Source organism: Acidovorax sp. Leaf78, assembly GCF_001422735.1.
Lineage (GTDB): Bacteria > Pseudomonadota > Gammaproteobacteria > Burkholderiales > Burkholderiaceae_C > Acidovorax.
The window spans coordinates 90,508-105,414 of sequence record NZ_LMLZ01000005.1 but is presented as its reverse complement, the minus strand read 5'-3'; the positions used below and the strand labels follow the sequence as shown (position 1 = coordinate 105,414).

At 65.8% G+C, this 14,907-nt stretch carries 11 protein-coding genes; 10 read left to right on the top strand and 1 reads right to left on the bottom strand.

Features of this window, described 5'->3' with window-relative positions:
• Positions 1-4: 4 nt before the first annotated feature.
• The 5 genes from ASF16_RS05695 (at position 5) to ASF16_RS05675 (ending at position 5,683) form a co-directional block, all read left to right on the top strand.
• Positions 5-1,303 carry an ABC transporter ATP-binding protein gene (locus ASF16_RS05695; RefSeq protein WP_369817115.1) on the top strand — a complete coding sequence of 433 codons (1,299 nt, stop codon included), beginning with the start codon at positions 5-7 and terminating at the stop codon, positions 1,301-1,303.
• Between the two features lie 234 nt (positions 1,304-1,537).
• Positions 1,538-2,443 carry a bifunctional 2-polyprenyl-6-hydroxyphenol methylase/3-demethylubiquinol 3-O-methyltransferase UbiG gene (locus tag ASF16_RS05690; RefSeq protein WP_056164056.1) on the top strand — a complete coding sequence of 302 codons (906 nt, stop codon included), beginning with the start codon at positions 1,538-1,540 and terminating at the stop codon, positions 2,441-2,443.
• A gap of 73 nt (positions 2,444-2,516) precedes the next feature.
• Entirely contained in the window at positions 2,517-3,383 is an 867-nt protein-coding gene (locus ASF16_RS05685) for a bifunctional 2-polyprenyl-6-hydroxyphenol methylase/3-demethylubiquinol 3-O-methyltransferase UbiG (RefSeq protein ID WP_056164053.1), read from the top strand.
• Positions 3,380-4,453 carry an acyltransferase gene (locus ASF16_RS05680; RefSeq protein ID WP_056164050.1) on the top strand — a complete coding sequence of 358 codons (1,074 nt, stop codon included), beginning with the start codon at positions 3,380-3,382 and terminating at the stop codon, positions 4,451-4,453. Before ASF16_RS05685 ends, ASF16_RS05680 begins: the two co-directional genes overlap by 4 nt.
• Before the next feature lie 99 nt (positions 4,454-4,552).
• Positions 4,553-5,683, top strand: a complete 1,131-nt coding sequence (locus ASF16_RS05675; protein WP_235507269.1) for an acyltransferase — start codon at positions 4,553-4,555, stop codon at positions 5,681-5,683.
• Here ASF16_RS05675 and ASF16_RS05670 read toward each other — a convergent pair.
• Positions 5,661-9,452 carry a methyltransferase domain-containing protein gene (locus ASF16_RS05670; RefSeq protein ID WP_056164047.1) on the bottom strand — a complete coding sequence of 1,264 codons (3,792 nt, stop codon included), beginning with the start codon at positions 9,450-9,452 and terminating at the stop codon, positions 5,661-5,663. The two genes, ASF16_RS05675 and ASF16_RS05670, sit on opposite strands and share 23 nt — an antisense overlap.
• An 80-nt stretch (positions 9,453-9,532) precedes the next feature.
• On the opposite strand from ASF16_RS05670, the gene ASF16_RS05665 reads away from it, so the two are divergent.
• From ASF16_RS05665 to ASF16_RS05645, 5 genes are all read left to right on the top strand, one after another.
• Positions 9,533-10,318, top strand: coding sequence for a glycosyltransferase (locus ASF16_RS05665; RefSeq protein WP_162241055.1), 786 nt, complete (start codon positions 9,533-9,535; stop codon positions 10,316-10,318).
• A complete protein-coding gene (locus ASF16_RS05660) occupies positions 10,315-11,418 on the top strand; it encodes a glycosyltransferase (RefSeq protein ID WP_056164043.1) in 1,104 nt (367 codons plus the stop codon). Before ASF16_RS05665 ends, ASF16_RS05660 begins: the two co-directional genes overlap by 4 nt.
• A gap of 89 nt (positions 11,419-11,507) precedes the next feature.
• Positions 11,508-12,398 (top strand): acetylglutamate kinase, encoded by an 891-nt coding sequence (gene argB, locus ASF16_RS05655; RefSeq protein WP_056164040.1) that lies wholly within the window; start codon positions 11,508-11,510, stop codon positions 12,396-12,398.
• A 57-nt stretch (positions 12,399-12,455) separates the two neighbouring features.
• On the top strand, positions 12,456-13,148 hold the full coding sequence (locus ASF16_RS05650) for a response regulator transcription factor (RefSeq protein WP_056164036.1): 693 nt from the start codon (positions 12,456-12,458) through the stop codon (positions 13,146-13,148).
• A gap of 139 nt (positions 13,149-13,287) precedes the next feature.
• Positions 13,288-14,739, top strand: a complete 1,452-nt coding sequence (locus tag ASF16_RS05645) for a sensor histidine kinase (protein ID WP_056164033.1) — start codon at positions 13,288-13,290, stop codon at positions 14,737-14,739.
• Positions 14,740-14,907: the final 168 nt, after the last annotated feature.

Below are 14,907 nucleotides of genomic sequence, written 5' to 3'. Positions count from 1 at the left end.
TGCAATGGTTCAGCCTTCCCCAGAGGGCGGTGTAACGCCGCAGACCGTGTTGAGCGTGCAGTCCGTCAGCAAAGAATACAAACTTTACCCTTCTGCACGTTCAAGGCTGCGGGCGTTGCTCACGGGGCGCGCCACCCACCGCAGCCACTGGGCGCTGCGCGACGTGTCGTTCGAGCTGCATCGAGGCCAGTGCATTGGTGTCATTGGAGACAACGGTGCAGGCAAGAGCTCGTTGCTCAAGCTTCTGGCCGGGACCCTGCAGCCGTCGAGCGGACGCATTGATCGCGTAGGCCGTGTAACGGCCATTCTGGAACTGGGAGCAGGCTTCCACCCTGACTTCAGCGGCCGTGACAACCTGTACTTCGGCGGCAGCCTCATTGGCATCAGCCATGACGAGATGGCGCGGCTGGAGCCGGAGATCGTGGAGTTTTGTGAGCTGGGTGAAGCCCTGGACCGCCCGGTCAAGACTTATTCATCGGGCATGACGGTGCGGCTGGCTTTTGCGCTGGTGACGGCCGTGCAGCCCGACGTGCTGATCATCGACGAAGCCTTGGCGGTGGGCGACCAGCATTTTCAGAAGAAGTGCGTCGAACGCATCATGGCGTTTCGCAACAACGGCTGCACCATCCTGTTTTGCTCCCACAGCCCGTACCACATACGCCACCTGTGCGATGCCGCGCTGTGGCTCAGGGCCGGGGAGGTGGTGCAGTTTGGGCCCACCGAGCCGGTGCTCGCGGCATACGACGTGCACACCCGGCAGCGTCAGGCGCTGCAGGACGGCTCGCAAGAGGGCGTCGTTCCCTATGCAGATACACCCGGCGGAGGCGAAGGCGAAGCGGGCGCGTCAGAAGCCGACGCCGCGGGCAAGCACCCCGCAGCCGTTAACGATCTTGGCGCTGCATGCATCGTGTCGGTGGATGTGCAGGACCTGGCAGACCCGGTCGGCGACCAGCCACCTTTGCTGGAAAGCACCAACCTGGTGGTCACCATCACAGCCAGAGGGCGGGGCGAGGAACGTCCGCACATTGGCTTCATGATCGAGCAGTCCAAGGGCGTAGGTATCACATCGCTGGCGACGCATGAGGATGGTGCCTACCCTGAGCGTCAGCCAGATGGGACGTGGCGTTCGGTACTCACGTTTCCCGATTTGCCTTTGCACAGCGGCGACTACGTCATCAGCGCTTTCCTGTTCGACGAAACGGGCCTGGCTGTGTACGACGAGTGGTTCCAGTTCATGCATTTCCGGTTTGTTTTTCCAAAGGCATTGCCGGGGCTCGTTCGCTTGCCGCACCACTGGGGGTAGGGGCTCGGCTCGCACCGCAGCCACGCCGCAGTGAGCGGGTGTGTGCTGGCCCAGCCATGCACAAGTCGTGAGGCCGGGCGGGAATGTTGGAAAATGACCCACAGCCACGCCCCATCACCTCGCAGCGTACCTGGGTAGCAGGTCGCTGGCAGCTATGCGGCTTACTCAGATTGGCAACCTCGCATCGCGGGGCGCTTTTGTCTCCTTCAAGCAGGTATTGATTCCTTATTTCCCATGACAATGGATTCTCTGATTTCGCAGGACAACCCCACCAGCGCAGCGCAGCAGTTGCTGCACGAGGGCGTGCAACTTCTGCAGCAAGGTGACCGCGTTGGCGCCGCCCAGGTGCTTGCAAGGGCGCGTGAGGTGCGCGAGACCTTGCTCGAGGCGCACGGCCTGATCGAGCAGCATGCGCTGGTGGGTTCGTTCACGAACATGACCGGGCTTGAATGCAAGATATCGCCCGAGGACGATATCTTTGGGTTCTTTGCGAGCCATCCATCCAGCGTCAACCCACTGCGCGACTACTTTGCAGACGGTTGGCGCACGCTTTCCGAGCTGCTGCTGTTGCTGGAGGCCGTAGATCAGCCGCTGCTCAAAACTCCGCAGGTGCTGGAGTTCGCCAGCGGTCACGGCCGTTTCACGCGCCATCTAGTCAAAGCGCTGGGGGCTGAGCGTGTCACCGTGTCTGATGTGGTTCCGGGGGCGGTCGAGTTTGCGAGGCAGACGTTCGGCGTGCAGGGGTTCCTGTCTGCCAGCGTGCCGGAGAGTGTGCAATGGCCACGGCAATATGACCTTGTGTTCGTTCTGTCGTTGTTCAGCCATCTGCCGCGCAGCACATGGACTCGGTGGCTTCAGGTGCTGCACGGGGCGGTTGCGCCTGGTGGGCTGCTGGTGTTCAGCACACACGGCATGAAGGCGGCTCATTTCGATAGCGTGCAGTTGGATGAAGAAGGCTTCTTCTTCGCCCCCTCCAGCGAGTCGAATGCCATCGATGCTCAGGAATATGGGACGGCTTTCACGTCCGAGGACTTCGTCATTCAGCGCATTGCTGAAACCTGGGGTGACCAGGCGCTGGTACACCGGTCGTTGGTGCATTTCTGGAACCACCAGGATGCGTACGTGTTGCGCAAGCCATGACGACCTGCACTGCCGCAAGTGCCTCCGGTGCGCTTAGTTTCTTCCCCTTCTGACATGGACTGACGACAACAACATGCGCACGCAATGGATGCTGCAGCTGCAGGAGCGGTTGTGGGGCCTGGCCCCTTGGGATGCCCAGAAAATCTCGGATGAGTGGTTCCGTGCCCATTTCCACTACGCCGCGGACGTGGTGAACCACTGGGTGGGCAGTGTCGTGGACATGCCCCACGCCAAGCTTTTCAACTTCGGATGCGGCGATGGCATCACAGACCTGTCGCTGGTGCTGCGCCATGGCGCGACACGCATCCATGGCGTGGACATCCGGCAGGAATACGCCAAGCTGCCGCGCATTGCACGCGAGCAGTTGGGAATGTCCAGAATCCCGTCGGCATTGACTTTTGAGACCATCCTGCCGGGCACCCCGCTGGCTGGGCGCCACAGTAACTTCGACGCGATCATGAGCTGGTCGACCTTCGAACATGTGCAGCGCGATCAGTTGGCCCCCATACTGCGCGACCTGCACGGGTGCCTGCGGTCTGGTGGGTACTTCTTCATCCAGATCGAGCCGCTTTTCTACTCCCCATTCGGTTCGCACCTGCGGCGCTATGACGACAAGCCCTGGCACCACTTGCTGGCCAGCGAGGACGAGTTGTGGGGCGTCGTGCAGTCGCACGAGGGGCCTATCGATGCGGCTGAGGTGGACTTCGGTTTTGCCGACTTTGGCGTGGACGGCTACAAGCGTTTTGTCTTCAAGGAATACCTGGCGCTGAACCGCCTGACCTCGGATGAACTGGTGGAACTTGCCGTAGCTGCGGGTTTCTCGGTGGCACGCCAGGAGCGGCGCAACGTAGAGATGGAGGTGCCGTCGGCACTGCGCGACCGGTATCCGCAAGAGTGGTTGCTGAACAACGAGATCTTCCTGCTGCTGCGCAAGGAATGAGCGCCATCCCCACATCGTCGGCCGATGAGCAAGGCAACGCCTTCAACGCGTTGCGGATCGGCGCTGCCTCCGCGGTGATCTTCAGCCACCACTTTCACATCACTGGGACCCCGCCGCCCTCCTGGCTGCATTCCGACATGGTGGGAGGCGTAGCGGTGATGACGTTCTTTAGCATCAGCGGCTATCTGGTGACGCTGAGCTGGCTGCGGGACCCGCGGGTGCTGGCGTTCATCGGCAAGCGGCTGCTGCGGCTGTGGCCTGGCATGCTGGTGGCGGTGCTGGCCGACGTTTTTCTGTTTGGCGCGTTCTTCACATCGCTCCCGCTGCGGGAGTTTCTCGTGCACCCGAAGACGCTGGAGCACTGGCAGAACCTGTTGCTGGGGACTGCCTACGTTAACCTGCCCGGAGTCTTCCCGAAGAACCCGCTGGCCGGGTTGATGAACGGGCCGTTGTGGACGATCCCGATGGAGCTCATGTGCTACTTTGCCCTCGCCGTAGCGGGCGTGCTGGGTGTGTTGCGCTCGCGCAAGCTGGCGTGCGCCGTGGCCGTGGCCTATGTCGCGTACTTCCTGGCAAAGCGCAATGCCGACCTGACGGGCGTGATGGAGCACTGGTTCGAATACCCGGCGTACTTCGCTTGCGGTGTGCTGCTGGCGTTGTCCCGCGATCAGTTCCATGCCCATGGGCGCAAGGTGGTACTCGGCCTGGTGCCGGTAGCGGCTGCGCTTTTTTTCGGCGCCAAGCTGGAGCACTCTGCCGGCCTGTTGCTGCTGCCCCCGTTGCTCATCCATCTGGGGTCGCTCAAGGCGCCTGCTTTTGCGTGGCTGCATCGCAAGGGCGATCCCTCGTACGGCATCTATATCCTCGGGTGCCCCATTCAGCAGGCGGTACAAGCCCTGTTCCCTGGCTTGCCTTTTTTGCTGAGCCTGGCGTTGGCGCTCGCTGTGGCTGTGGCTGCCGGATATGCATCGTGGCATGCCGTGGAGGCCCCCGCACTGCGGCTCAAGCGCTGGCTGGATGGGCGCCCTGGCGGCGCACGCACAGCAACTGCTGCCGCTGCTGGCGCATGACGCGCGGACACGACCGCTCCTGCCGGGCGCACGGGGTGTGCCGCTTGGTGCAGCAGCTCGCTGGCTTGGGGCCGATGCAGTGCATCAGGACCTTGCCGAATGGACTTTGGGGTCAACATGCATCGGGTGATTGCCATGCAGGCCATTGAGCGCGGCAACCGCTTCGATCTGCTTCGCTTGATGGCTGCGCTCGCGGTCTTTGTGGCGCACGGCGACTTTCTGTACCGTTTGCATCTGCCGGTGCCTTTCCCCGGGCACAGCCTGGGATCGGTGGCGGTGTATGTCTTCTTTTTCGTCAGCGGCTACCTGGTGTGCCAAAGCTGGGACCGCGAGCCCGACTGGCGTGCGTTCGGGGTGAAGCGGGCGATGCGCATCTTTCCGGGCCTGATGGTGGCGGTCTTATTTTCCGTCTTCGTGCTCGGTTGGGCGGTCACCACGTTGCCCTCGTCGGTCTACTGGGGTTCAGGCAGCACCTGGCTCAACGTCGTCAACAACGCGCTGGGGCTGGCGACGGTGCAGACCCTGCCGGGTGTGTTCGAAAGCAATCCGTTCGCGCGTGCGGTGAATGGATCCTTGTGGACCATCCGGTATGAACTGGCGATGTACCTGATCCTCGCCACCATGGCGATGGCTGCGCGCGGGCGCCGCTGGGTCTACCCGCTCGCTGTGTGCATTCTGGTACTCGGTTGGGAAGCAGCACGGCAGGGCCGCTGGGATGCCGGCATCGAAGCCGGTGGCGGGCTCCTGGCGGACGCATTCCGCTGGCGGGATTTCTGCGGCTTTGGCGTACCGTTTTTCGTCGGCGCGTGGTGGGCAGCCTATGGAGTGCGCCCGCGAGTTTGGATGGCGCTGGCTGCCTTGGTGTCTGCGGTTGCGGCCCTGACGCTGCAGAGCGAGTGGTTGCGCCAGATCAGCGTATGGGCTCTGGTGGCCTGCGGCACCTTCTACGCTGCGCATGCCGGGACGGCCCGCGAAGGTCCAAGGCAGCGGGAGCGCACCGATATCTCCTACGGGGTGTATATCTACGCGTTCCCGGTGCAGCAGGCGGTCACGGCAGTCTGCCTGCGCCAAGGCTGGCCGCTGTCCGCATGCCTGGCGCTGTCTTTGCTGCCGGTGCTGGGGCTGGCCCTGATGTCGTGGTTCTGGGTGGAGCGGCCTTGCATTCGCGCAGCCCACCGGTGGCTGCGCGCACGGCGCGCCACCCGACCTATGCCCTCAACCAGTTCTTGACACGGCGCTGCCAGTGGCCTGGAATCCTCTGGGCCACGCTGCGCAGCACGGGCAGCGAGCGCAGGTACACCACAGCGCTCAACAAGCCCGACTTGGCACCGAGCGCCGCATCGGGCTGCGGCAGATAGGCCTGCAGTGCATTACTGCCCAGACCAGTGGCTGAGGCACGGCGGGACGCAATGTCGTCTGCCAGGTAGGCCGACCGGTAATGCCATTCGCCGGCTCCACCCACGCCCGCGTTGCCGGAGGTTTGGGCTTCGGCCTCGGTGATGGCAGGGGGCGTGCCGGGTACGAAATGCTGCGCCTGGAGGGAGGCGAAGGTATCCACCCACTCCTTGGCGCTGAGATCCCAGCGGACCACCCAGCTCCAGGGGCGCCCCGCAATGCGTTCGGCGAATGCGCCCAGATCGCTCACCACCACTGGCAACGCAGCCTGCAAGGCGGCACTCAGGGTGTAGCTGTAAGTCTCTGGCCACTGCGCAGGGAACCACACCAGGTCGGGTTGCAGCCACTGCAGCAGGCCGGGCAGGTCTGCCTCCTCATACTGGCCATGCACGGTCAGTTTGGCGCGGGGCTGGGTCTGCAGGTGGCGGTAGCCGTAGCCCAGGAGGTGGAACTCTATGTTCACCTGCCGCTTGGCGGCTTCGATGGCCACGGCTTCGAGAAGGTCGGCGCCCTTGATGGCGCTCAGTGCGCCGATGACTGCGATCTTGAGGGGCGCGTTGGGCAGGCGTGTCGCAGGCAGCGGGGCCGTGAGCGTCGGCACGCCATCGCCAGTGAGGTCCGTGTGCGGGACAACCTTGACGCGTGCACCCTGCGCAAATGCGGCGATTCGCCGCGCGGTGTCGTGGCTTGGCGCGAAGACGTGCCGGGCGCTGGTCAGGAACAGCTCGTTGCGGTGCCGCCAGTCTGCGATGGTCCCTGTGCCCGCGGGGGCTGCTTCGTGCGTCGAGCAGCAGGCACATTCGCCGGGCCGGGGCTCTGGCGCATAGCGGTTGTCGTTCCCGGTCAGGGAGATGTGTGCGCAGTAGCTGTAGAAGTCGTGCGCGGTGAAGTCATAGGGCACGCCCAGTTGGTGGGGCAGGTCCATGATCAGCGGGTCGTGGCCCAGCAGGTGGTGGTAGTGGATGTGCGCCACGCCGAGCTGCCGCAACACCTCCACCAGATCCGGGTGCTGATCCGCAAGGCGGAAGACCAGTTCGAAACCTTCATCTTGCGCCGCCAGCTCGAGAACCACGCTGCGCGCAGGCGCGGGCTTGAGGGTGAGGAAGACGGCGCGATCGCTCAGGTGCTGGGCGAGCTCGCGCACATGGCGCAGGGTGCCGCCTGCTCTGTCGTGCAGCACGGCAAGCACAGCGGGAAGTCCCGCCTGCGCTATCCGGGCCACATCGAGCGCCAGGCGGGAGGGCTGTGCCGGGTCCGCCTGCACGAAGGCCATGACTGCTCTTTCATACCGCGGATGCAGCCGCCGCAGCGTCTCCATGGCGGCCTTTTCCCGCGGGCTCTTGCTGTCGCCGAAGCTCACCCCGCCCGTGTGCAGTACGAAGGTGTCCAGGTTGTGCAGGTTGCGCCAGCCTTTGGCTGCAGCGCGCTGGCAGAAGTCGTTCTCTTCGCCATAGCCCTTGCCGAAGTTCTCGGTGTCGAACAGCCCGACGTCGGCCAGGCTGTCGCGCCGGATGTACATGCAAAAGCCCACGCCGGTGGGCACATCCACGACCGCGCCAGGGTTGGTGGCTGCGCACAGGGCGTCCAGGCGGGCGGTGCTGTAGCCTTCCGGCAGGTCGTTGCCCTCGCAAAAGCGGGGGTAGCTGCAGATGGTGGCGTTGTTCGAAAACGGCGTGACGGATGCGACCTTCTGGTCGCTGTAGGCCGCGCGGCGGATGCGGTCGAGCCAGTCATTGGCGACTTCCGTGTCGCTGTTGAGCAGCAGCACATCGTGGCTGTCGCTGAGCGCCATGCCGCGGTTCACGGTGCCGACGAAGCCCAGGTTCTCGGGGTTTTCCAGCAGGGTGACGCGGCTGTCCTGGGCGGCCTTCTCGCGCAGCCACGCGGTGACTTCGGGCTCGGGACTCGCATCGTTGATCACGATCAGGCGGTACTCGCTCGTGCAAGAACTTGCCAGCACCGACTCGATGCAAAGCTGCGTGTCGGCCAACCCGCGGTAGACCGGAACGATGATGTCCACCGGATGGGCCGGTGCGGACATGGGCTGGGCTGTCGGGGTCGCAGCGGCGCTGCTTTTGGGCGCACGGCCCAGCAATCGGTCAATGCGCATTTTTGCGTGTACCAGGGGGCGGGTTGCGCGAAAGACGGTGGACGCCTCGATGTTCTTCAAGTGACGGGCCAGGTCGTCGTAGTCCCGCTGCACGCGCGTAGCCTCCCGTTGCCAGGTGGCACGCTGGTGGCCTGTGGCGCGGTTGCTTTCTTCCAGCAGCGCGTTGCGGCTGCGGGCCGTGGCCAGGTCTGCGCTCAGGCTGCTTTGCACTTGGTGCAGATGACCTTGCGTGTCGCGGAGATCGCCTTCCAGTTGCGCAATGCGGTCGTGCAGAGGGTGCACCGTCGCAGCCAGCGCCAGGTAGTCCGTGGACATCGGCCAGCCCAGCTCGACCTCCAGCGCCAGGCCGCCGGGCGACCGGGACCGCAGAATCTCTACCGGGACCGGTACCTCGAACCACGGGTCTTCGCCCGACAGCAGCAGCAGGGTCGCTCCGCTGGCGGCGGGCAAAGGTGCCTGCCAGACGATTTCATGGTGGGGCGTGGTGGCGAGCAGAGAGCGCTGGCTTGCCTGTGCATCCCACTTCCAGAGCTCGGCGCCCTGGGCATTCTTCAGCGCGATGCCGTACAGGTGCAGGTAGCCCGGCCGGTCTGCCGGGTCCAGCCGCAGGTGCGTGCAGGGCACGTCGGCTGCGGGGATGTCAAAGCGAACGGTCTGCCGGTCCTGGCCGATGATCCCCGACGCGGTGAGCTTGTCGGCTTCGCGGTACTGGCCGTCGCGCCCCAAGTACAGCTCGGCCGAAAAATGAGCCTTGCCTTCTGCAGGAAAGGACTCCTGCACCACCACCGCTTCTTCGGCGGACTCGACGGGACGCGCCGCACCGACAAACTGGTAGCTCAGGGCATCCGGGCCCGACAGGATGAAACGGGCCACCGACGGCGGCAGATCGTCGAACTCCACCTTGAACTCTGACTCGGGGATCGGGCGCTCGATGACCTCCAGGGTGTCAATGGCCCAGCGCTGTTCCGTCATGAACCGCACCAGCGACCGGCGCGTGAAGAAGCGCAGGTGCGTCTCATCCAGCAAGCCTTCCTTGCGGTATTTGAATTCGCCCTTGAGCAATTCGGCGATCAGGCCGCTGTAGCTGGCGTTGGGCACGGAGATGAGCAGCCGTCCTTCGGCGGACAGCATGTTCCGGGCGGCTGCCAACACCGACTCGGGGTGCCGCAAGTGCTCCAGCACGTCCGCACACACGATGGCGTCGTAGCGTTCCCCGGCGAACAGCTTGGGCAGGTCCGCGGTTTCCAGGTCCGCCACATGCACGTGGCGATAGTGGGGGCGGGCGTGGGCCGCTTCCGCCTCGCTCCACGTGACGCCGTCGCTGACACAGCTGCGGGTTTCCGCCAGGTACTGACCCAATGCCCCGCTCCCACAGCCCAGGTCGAGGACCTTGGAGCCTGCGGGAATCATCTCGGCGAGGGTGGAGAGAGAAGTTCTTTCTTCGGGACGAATGCTACGTAGATAGACGTGCAAGTCCTCAATTGTTTGCGTCATCCCGGAATTATGACGGGGCTTGCCAGGGCACCCCCGGGAGATTGTTACAACTGTGTGGCTATCCGAACGACAATACCGGGGTGCCACTGATTGCTCCCCGCCCTTCACCCACCGTCGTCGTGTCCATCGTCAGCCATGCCCATGGGGTTCAGATTCAGGCATTGCTGGAGGCCCTGGCCCGCCTGAATTCCCCGGTGGTGTCGAGGGTGGTGCTCACACTCAATGTGCCCGAGGCAGAGCCGCAATGGCCGTCAGGGCGATGGCCTTTTTCGCTGGACATCATTCGCAACGAGGTGCCCGTAGGTTTTGGCGCCAACCACAACCAGGCGCTGGCATCGGCCCAGGAAGCGTTTGTTTGCGTACTCAACCCGGATGTGGTGCTGGGCGACGACCCGTTTGTGCCCCTGGTCAACGCCCTGGCCGGGCACGCCTCAGGCTGCGCTTACCCCATCCAGGTCAACGAGAGCGGCCGTGTGCAGGATAGCGAGCGCGAACTACCGTCCCCCTGGACGCTGTTGCGCCGGCGTTTGCTGGGCCGCACGGAGCAGCGCGTCGATTGGGTCAACGCGGCATGTCTTCTGCTGCCGACATCTGTCTGGCGGGAGCTGGCCGGCTTTGACGAGCGCTACTTCATGTACTGCGAAGACGTGGACTTTTGCCTCAGGCTCCGGCTGGCCGGGGGGGCACTGATCAAGGCGCCGGTGGAGATCGTGCATGCGGGCCAGCGGGCCAGCGGCCGCCGGCTCGACCACCTGGCCTGGCACGTTCGCAGCCTGTTTCGGCTGTGGATGTCGCCCGTGTATCGGCAGGCGCAACAGTTGCTAACTGGGGCCTCAGGTATCAAAGGTACCATCGGCACCCCATGATTTGGTTGTCTGTAGTCGGTTTTCTGGTGGCGGCGCTGGCTGCAGGGCTCATCGTTCGATGGGGGAATGAACACGCGCTCGTCTATGGCGAGGGCATGCCGCAGCGGTTTCATCTGGGTGACGTGCCCCGCATCGGCGGCGCTGCGCTGCTGATCGGTATGGTCGTCAGCTGGGGGCTGGGCGTGTGGCAGTCGCTGGGCTGGGGCGACCCTGGCTCGCTGCGGCTGGGCAGTTGGGTCGGCGCCTGGCTGTTGACACTGCTGCCGGCTGCGCTGGGCGGCATTGCCGAAGACATGACGCAACGGCTGTCGGTGCGCTACAGGCTGGCCCTGACCGGTGCATCCGGTGTGCTGGCCATCTTTCTGCTGGATTTGACACTGCCCCGCGTGGGCTGGCCGTGGCTCGATGGCTGGATGGCCATGGCTCCCTGGATCGGCTGGTGCATCGTGGTGCTCGCCGTCGCAGGCCTGCCCCACGCCTTCAACATCATCGACGGCTACAACGGCCTGGCGGGCATGGTGGCGCTCATCGTGTGCCTGGCGCTGGCGCACGTCGCCTTGCAGGTGGGCGACCGCGCCCTGGCGGCGCTGCTGGTGTCCACCGCGGCCGCCACGGGCGGGTTCCTGGTGTGGAACTACCCGCGCGGCATGGTGTTCGCCGGAGACGGCGGGGCGTACGTGTGGGGCGTGGTGATTGCGCTGGCCAGCATTTCGCTGGTGCAGCGCAATGCCGATGTGTCCCCCTGGTTCCCCATGCTGCTGCTGATCTACCCGGTGTGGGAGACGGTGTTTTCCATCTACCGCAAGGCGGTCCGGGGCGTTTCGCCCGGGGTGGCCGATGCGTTGCACTTTCACCAGCTGATCTACCGGCGCATCGTGCGCGGCGTGTTCCATGACGACGAGTCCCGCCGCATGCTCATGCGCAACAACCGCACATCGCCCTACCTGTGGGGCTTCACCCTGCTGACCGTGGTGCCGGCCGTGCTGTTCTGGAGCAATACACCGCTGCTCATGGCGTTTTGCGGCCTGTTCGTGATCAGCTATGTGATGGCCTACATGGCCATCGTGCGCTTCAAGGTGCCGCACTGGCTGCGGCACTGAGACCGGTGCACGCACTGCGGTAGCGGGCCGCGCCGCGAATGCGGCACAATTTGCGCTTCACATTTTCTTCTTGCGGATGGCACGCCTCCATGACCGACCTTCTTTCGATTGCTCCACGCGACAAGGCTGAAATCCTGGCCCAGGCGCTGCCTTACATCCGCAAGTTCCATGGCAAGACCATGGTCATCAAGTACGGCGGCAACGCCATGACCGACCCGGCCCTGCAGGCGGACTTCGCCGAAGACGTGGTGCTGCTCAAGCTCGTGGGCATGAACCCCGTGGTCGTGCACGGCGGCGGCCCGCAGATCGAGACGGCCCTGAACCGCCTGGGCAAAAAGGGCGAGTTCATCCAGGGCATGCGCGTGACCGATGCCGAGACCATGGAAGTGGTCGAGTGGGTGCTGGCCGGCGAGGTGCAGCAGGACATCGTGGGCCTGATCAACCAGGCCGGCGGCAAGGCCGTGGGCCTGACCGGGCGCGACGGCGGCATGATCCGCGCGCAAAAACTCAAGATGGTGGACAACAAGAACCCCGCCATCGAGCACGACGTGGGCCAGGTGGGGGACATCGTCTCCATCGACCCCAGCGTGGTCAAGGCGCTGCAGGACGACGCGTTCATCCCCGTCATCAGCCCCATCGGCTTCGGCGAGAACAACGAGAGCTACAACATCAACGCCGACGTGGTGGCCAGCAAGCTCGCCACCGTGCTGCAGGCTGAAAAGCTCATGCTCCTGACCAACACGCCCGGCGTGCTGGACAAGCAGGGCAACCTGCTGACCGACCTCACGGCGCGCGAGATCGACGCGCTGTTCGCGGACGGCACCATCTCGGGCGGCATGCTGCCCAAGATCGCCGGCGCGCTGGATGCCGCCAAGGCCGGCGTGCACGCCGTGCACATCATCGACGGCCGGGTCCCCCATGCCATGCTGCTGGAGATCCTCACGGATCAGGCCTACGGCACGATGATCCGCTCGCACTGAGGCCACGATGATGCCGGGCGGCGGTCATCTTCCGGTGGGCCACCAGGGAGCGCAGGCGTGAGGCTGCTGCTCGTCGAGGACGACGTCATGGTCGCCAGCGGCATCAAGCTGGGCCTGTCGGACGCAGGCTACGCGGTGGACTGGGTGGGCAGCGGCGAGCGCGCTGAAGAAGTGCTGCGCACCGAGTCGTTCGACGCAGCCATCATCGACATCGGCCTGCCCGCCATGGACGGCCTGGAGCTCACCCGCCGCCTGCGCCGCCCCGACATGGCCAGCCCGTCGATGCCGGTGCTGATCCTCACCGCGCGCGATGCCCTGCACGACCGCGTCCAGGGCCTGGACCTGGGGGCGGACGACTACATGGTCAAGCCCTTCGAGCTGCCCGAGCTGCTGGCCCGCCTGCGGGCCTTGCTGCGCCGCTCGCAGGCCGCCACCACGGCGGTGCTCAGCTTCGGCCCGCTCGAGCTCGACACCGCGGGCCGCCGCGCCACGGTGCGCGCAGGCGATGGCGATCTGGTCATCGAGCTCGGCCCCCGCGAGTGGACCGTGCTCGAATACCTGCTCATCAACGCCCCCAAGCCCGCCAGCAAGGACAAGCTGCTGCAGGCGCTGACCGGCTGGGACAAGGAGATCACACCCAACGCGGTGGAGGTCTACGTCTCCCGCCTGCGCGGCAAGCTGGAGCCGCACGGCGTGGCGCTGCGCTCGATCCGCGGGTTCGGCTACCGCCTGGAGCTGCAGGCGGCCTGACCGGCCCCCGTCGGCCCACCAGACCCACGGCCAGTCCGTCCATCGGCCAGCCTGCCAGCCCGTCCATCTGCCGTCTGCTCCCGCCATGACGCCGACACCACCCCGGTCCACCCCTTTGCAGCGGCCCGGCCTGCGCGCCATGACCTCGGACCTGCGCAACCGGCTGCTGCTGCTGCTGGTGCTGCCGCTGTGCCTGCTGGCCATGGTCGGCGTGTGGCTGGACTACCGGTCGGCCGACGATGCCGCCAACCGGCACGACCAGCGCCTGCTGCGCCTGCTGCCCGCGCTGTCCGACTCGGTGCTGGCCCCGGCCATCCGCGACAACGAACCGCCCCTGCTGCTGCTCGCGCCGCCGGTGGAAGACTTCCTGCGCCAGAACGCCGGCTTCTCGGGCTACAGCGTGCGCGACCCGTCGGGCAAGCTTTTGCTGGGCGACGACTGGGTGCACAGCGCCGTGCCCACCACGCAGGCGCCCGAGTTCCACAGCGTGGAGTTCGGCGGCGTGACCTACCGCGTGGCCGTGCAGCGCGGGCGCACCGGCGCGGGCGAGCTGGTGGTGGCCCTGGCCGACGGCTCCGACCCCCGCCAGCAGTGGGCCCAGCAACTGCTGCTGCGCGTGCTGCTGCCCAACCTGGTGCTGGTGGCCGCGGCGGCGCTGGCTATCCACTGGGCCGTGGGCCGCGCCTTCAAGCCGCTGGTGGACCTGGCCGAAGCGGTGGAGGACCGCTCCCCCCGCGACCTGAGCCCCATCGACGAAGCCGCGTCCCCGGCCGAAGTGCGCCCGCTCGTGCACTCGCTCAACCGGCTGTTCGCGCTGGTCAATGCCCAGGCCGAAGGGCAGCGCCGCTTCGTGGCCGACGCGGCGCACCAGCTGCGCACGCCCCTGGCCGGCCTGCAGGCCCAGGTGGAGGCGTGGGCCATGATGGCCAAGGCGGCGGCACCGCCGCGCGTCTCGCTGCCGGATTTGGATGGGAAAACGGCGCTACCGCACGATGGGCGGGCGCAAGGTGCTATTGTTTTAGGAGTAGACCAGATCGAGAAGCTGCGCAACGCCACGCGCCGCACCTCGCAGCTGGCGCACCAGCTGCTCGCCCTGTCGCGGGCCGATGCGCGCAGCCTGGACGCCCAGCAGACGCAGCGGGTGGACCTGAAAGACCTGTGCGAAACCCTGCTCGAGACCTTTCTCGACCCCGCCACCGGCAAGGGCCTGGACCTGGGCCTGGAGGTGCAGCCGGTGCACGTCACCGGCCACGGCTGGCTGCTGCGCGAGCTGCTGTCCAACCTGGTGGACAACGCCATCAAGTACACGCCGGCAGGCGGCATCGTCACCATCCGCTGCGGCATGCGCCAGGGGCGCACGGGGCCGCCCCGCGTGTTCCTGGAGGTCGAGGACGACGGCCCCGGCGTGCCCGAGGTCGAGCGTGCCCGCGTCATGCAGCGCTTTTACCGCGTGCCAGGCACGGTGGGGGAGGGCACGGGCCTGGGGCTGGCCATTGCGGACGAGATCGCCCGCGTGCACCGGGCCTCCCTCACGCTGGGCACGGGTGCGCAAGGCCACGGACTGCTCGTCGCGGTGGTGTTCCCGCTGTAGCCACGGCGGGCAGTCCGGGGTGCAAAGCCCTGTGCGAGAATCATTTACATACAAGATTGACTTGTGCAAACATGGCGCCGGCACTCGCTGGCGCCATTGGGGGCGGCACCACTGCCTCGACGCTTGCACAAGCCCTGTGGATCCCTGTCCTGCTGCCCACCCGCCCAT

What these genes read in the sequence shown, in the direction of transcription:
- ASF16_RS05695 (WP_369817115.1), top strand. Translation starts at nt 5, where the DNA reads ATGGTTCAGCCTTCCCCAGAGGGCGGTGTAACGCCGCAGACCGTGTTG.
- ASF16_RS05690 (WP_056164056.1), top strand. Translation starts at nt 1,538, where the DNA reads ATGACAATGGATTCTCTGATTTCGCAGGACAACCCCACCAGCGCAGCG.
- ASF16_RS05685 (WP_056164053.1), top strand. Translation starts at nt 2,517, where the DNA reads ATGCGCACGCAATGGATGCTGCAGCTGCAGGAGCGGTTGTGGGGCCTG.
- ASF16_RS05680 (WP_056164050.1), top strand. Translation starts at nt 3,380, where the DNA reads ATGAGCGCCATCCCCACATCGTCGGCCGATGAGCAAGGCAACGCCTTC.
- ASF16_RS05675 (WP_235507269.1), top strand. Translation starts at nt 4,553, where the DNA reads ATGGACTTTGGGGTCAACATGCATCGGGTGATTGCCATGCAGGCCATT.
- ASF16_RS05670 (WP_056164047.1), bottom strand. Translation starts at nt 9,452, where the DNA reads ATGACGCAAACAATTGAGGACTTGCACGTCTATCTACGTAGCATTCGT.
- ASF16_RS05660 (WP_056164043.1), top strand. Translation starts at nt 10,315, where the DNA reads ATGATTTGGTTGTCTGTAGTCGGTTTTCTGGTGGCGGCGCTGGCTGCA.
- argB (WP_056164040.1), top strand. Translation starts at nt 11,508, where the DNA reads ATGACCGACCTTCTTTCGATTGCTCCACGCGACAAGGCTGAAATCCTG.
- ASF16_RS05645 (WP_056164033.1), top strand. Translation starts at nt 13,288, where the DNA reads ATGACCTCGGACCTGCGCAACCGGCTGCTGCTGCTGCTGGTGCTGCCG.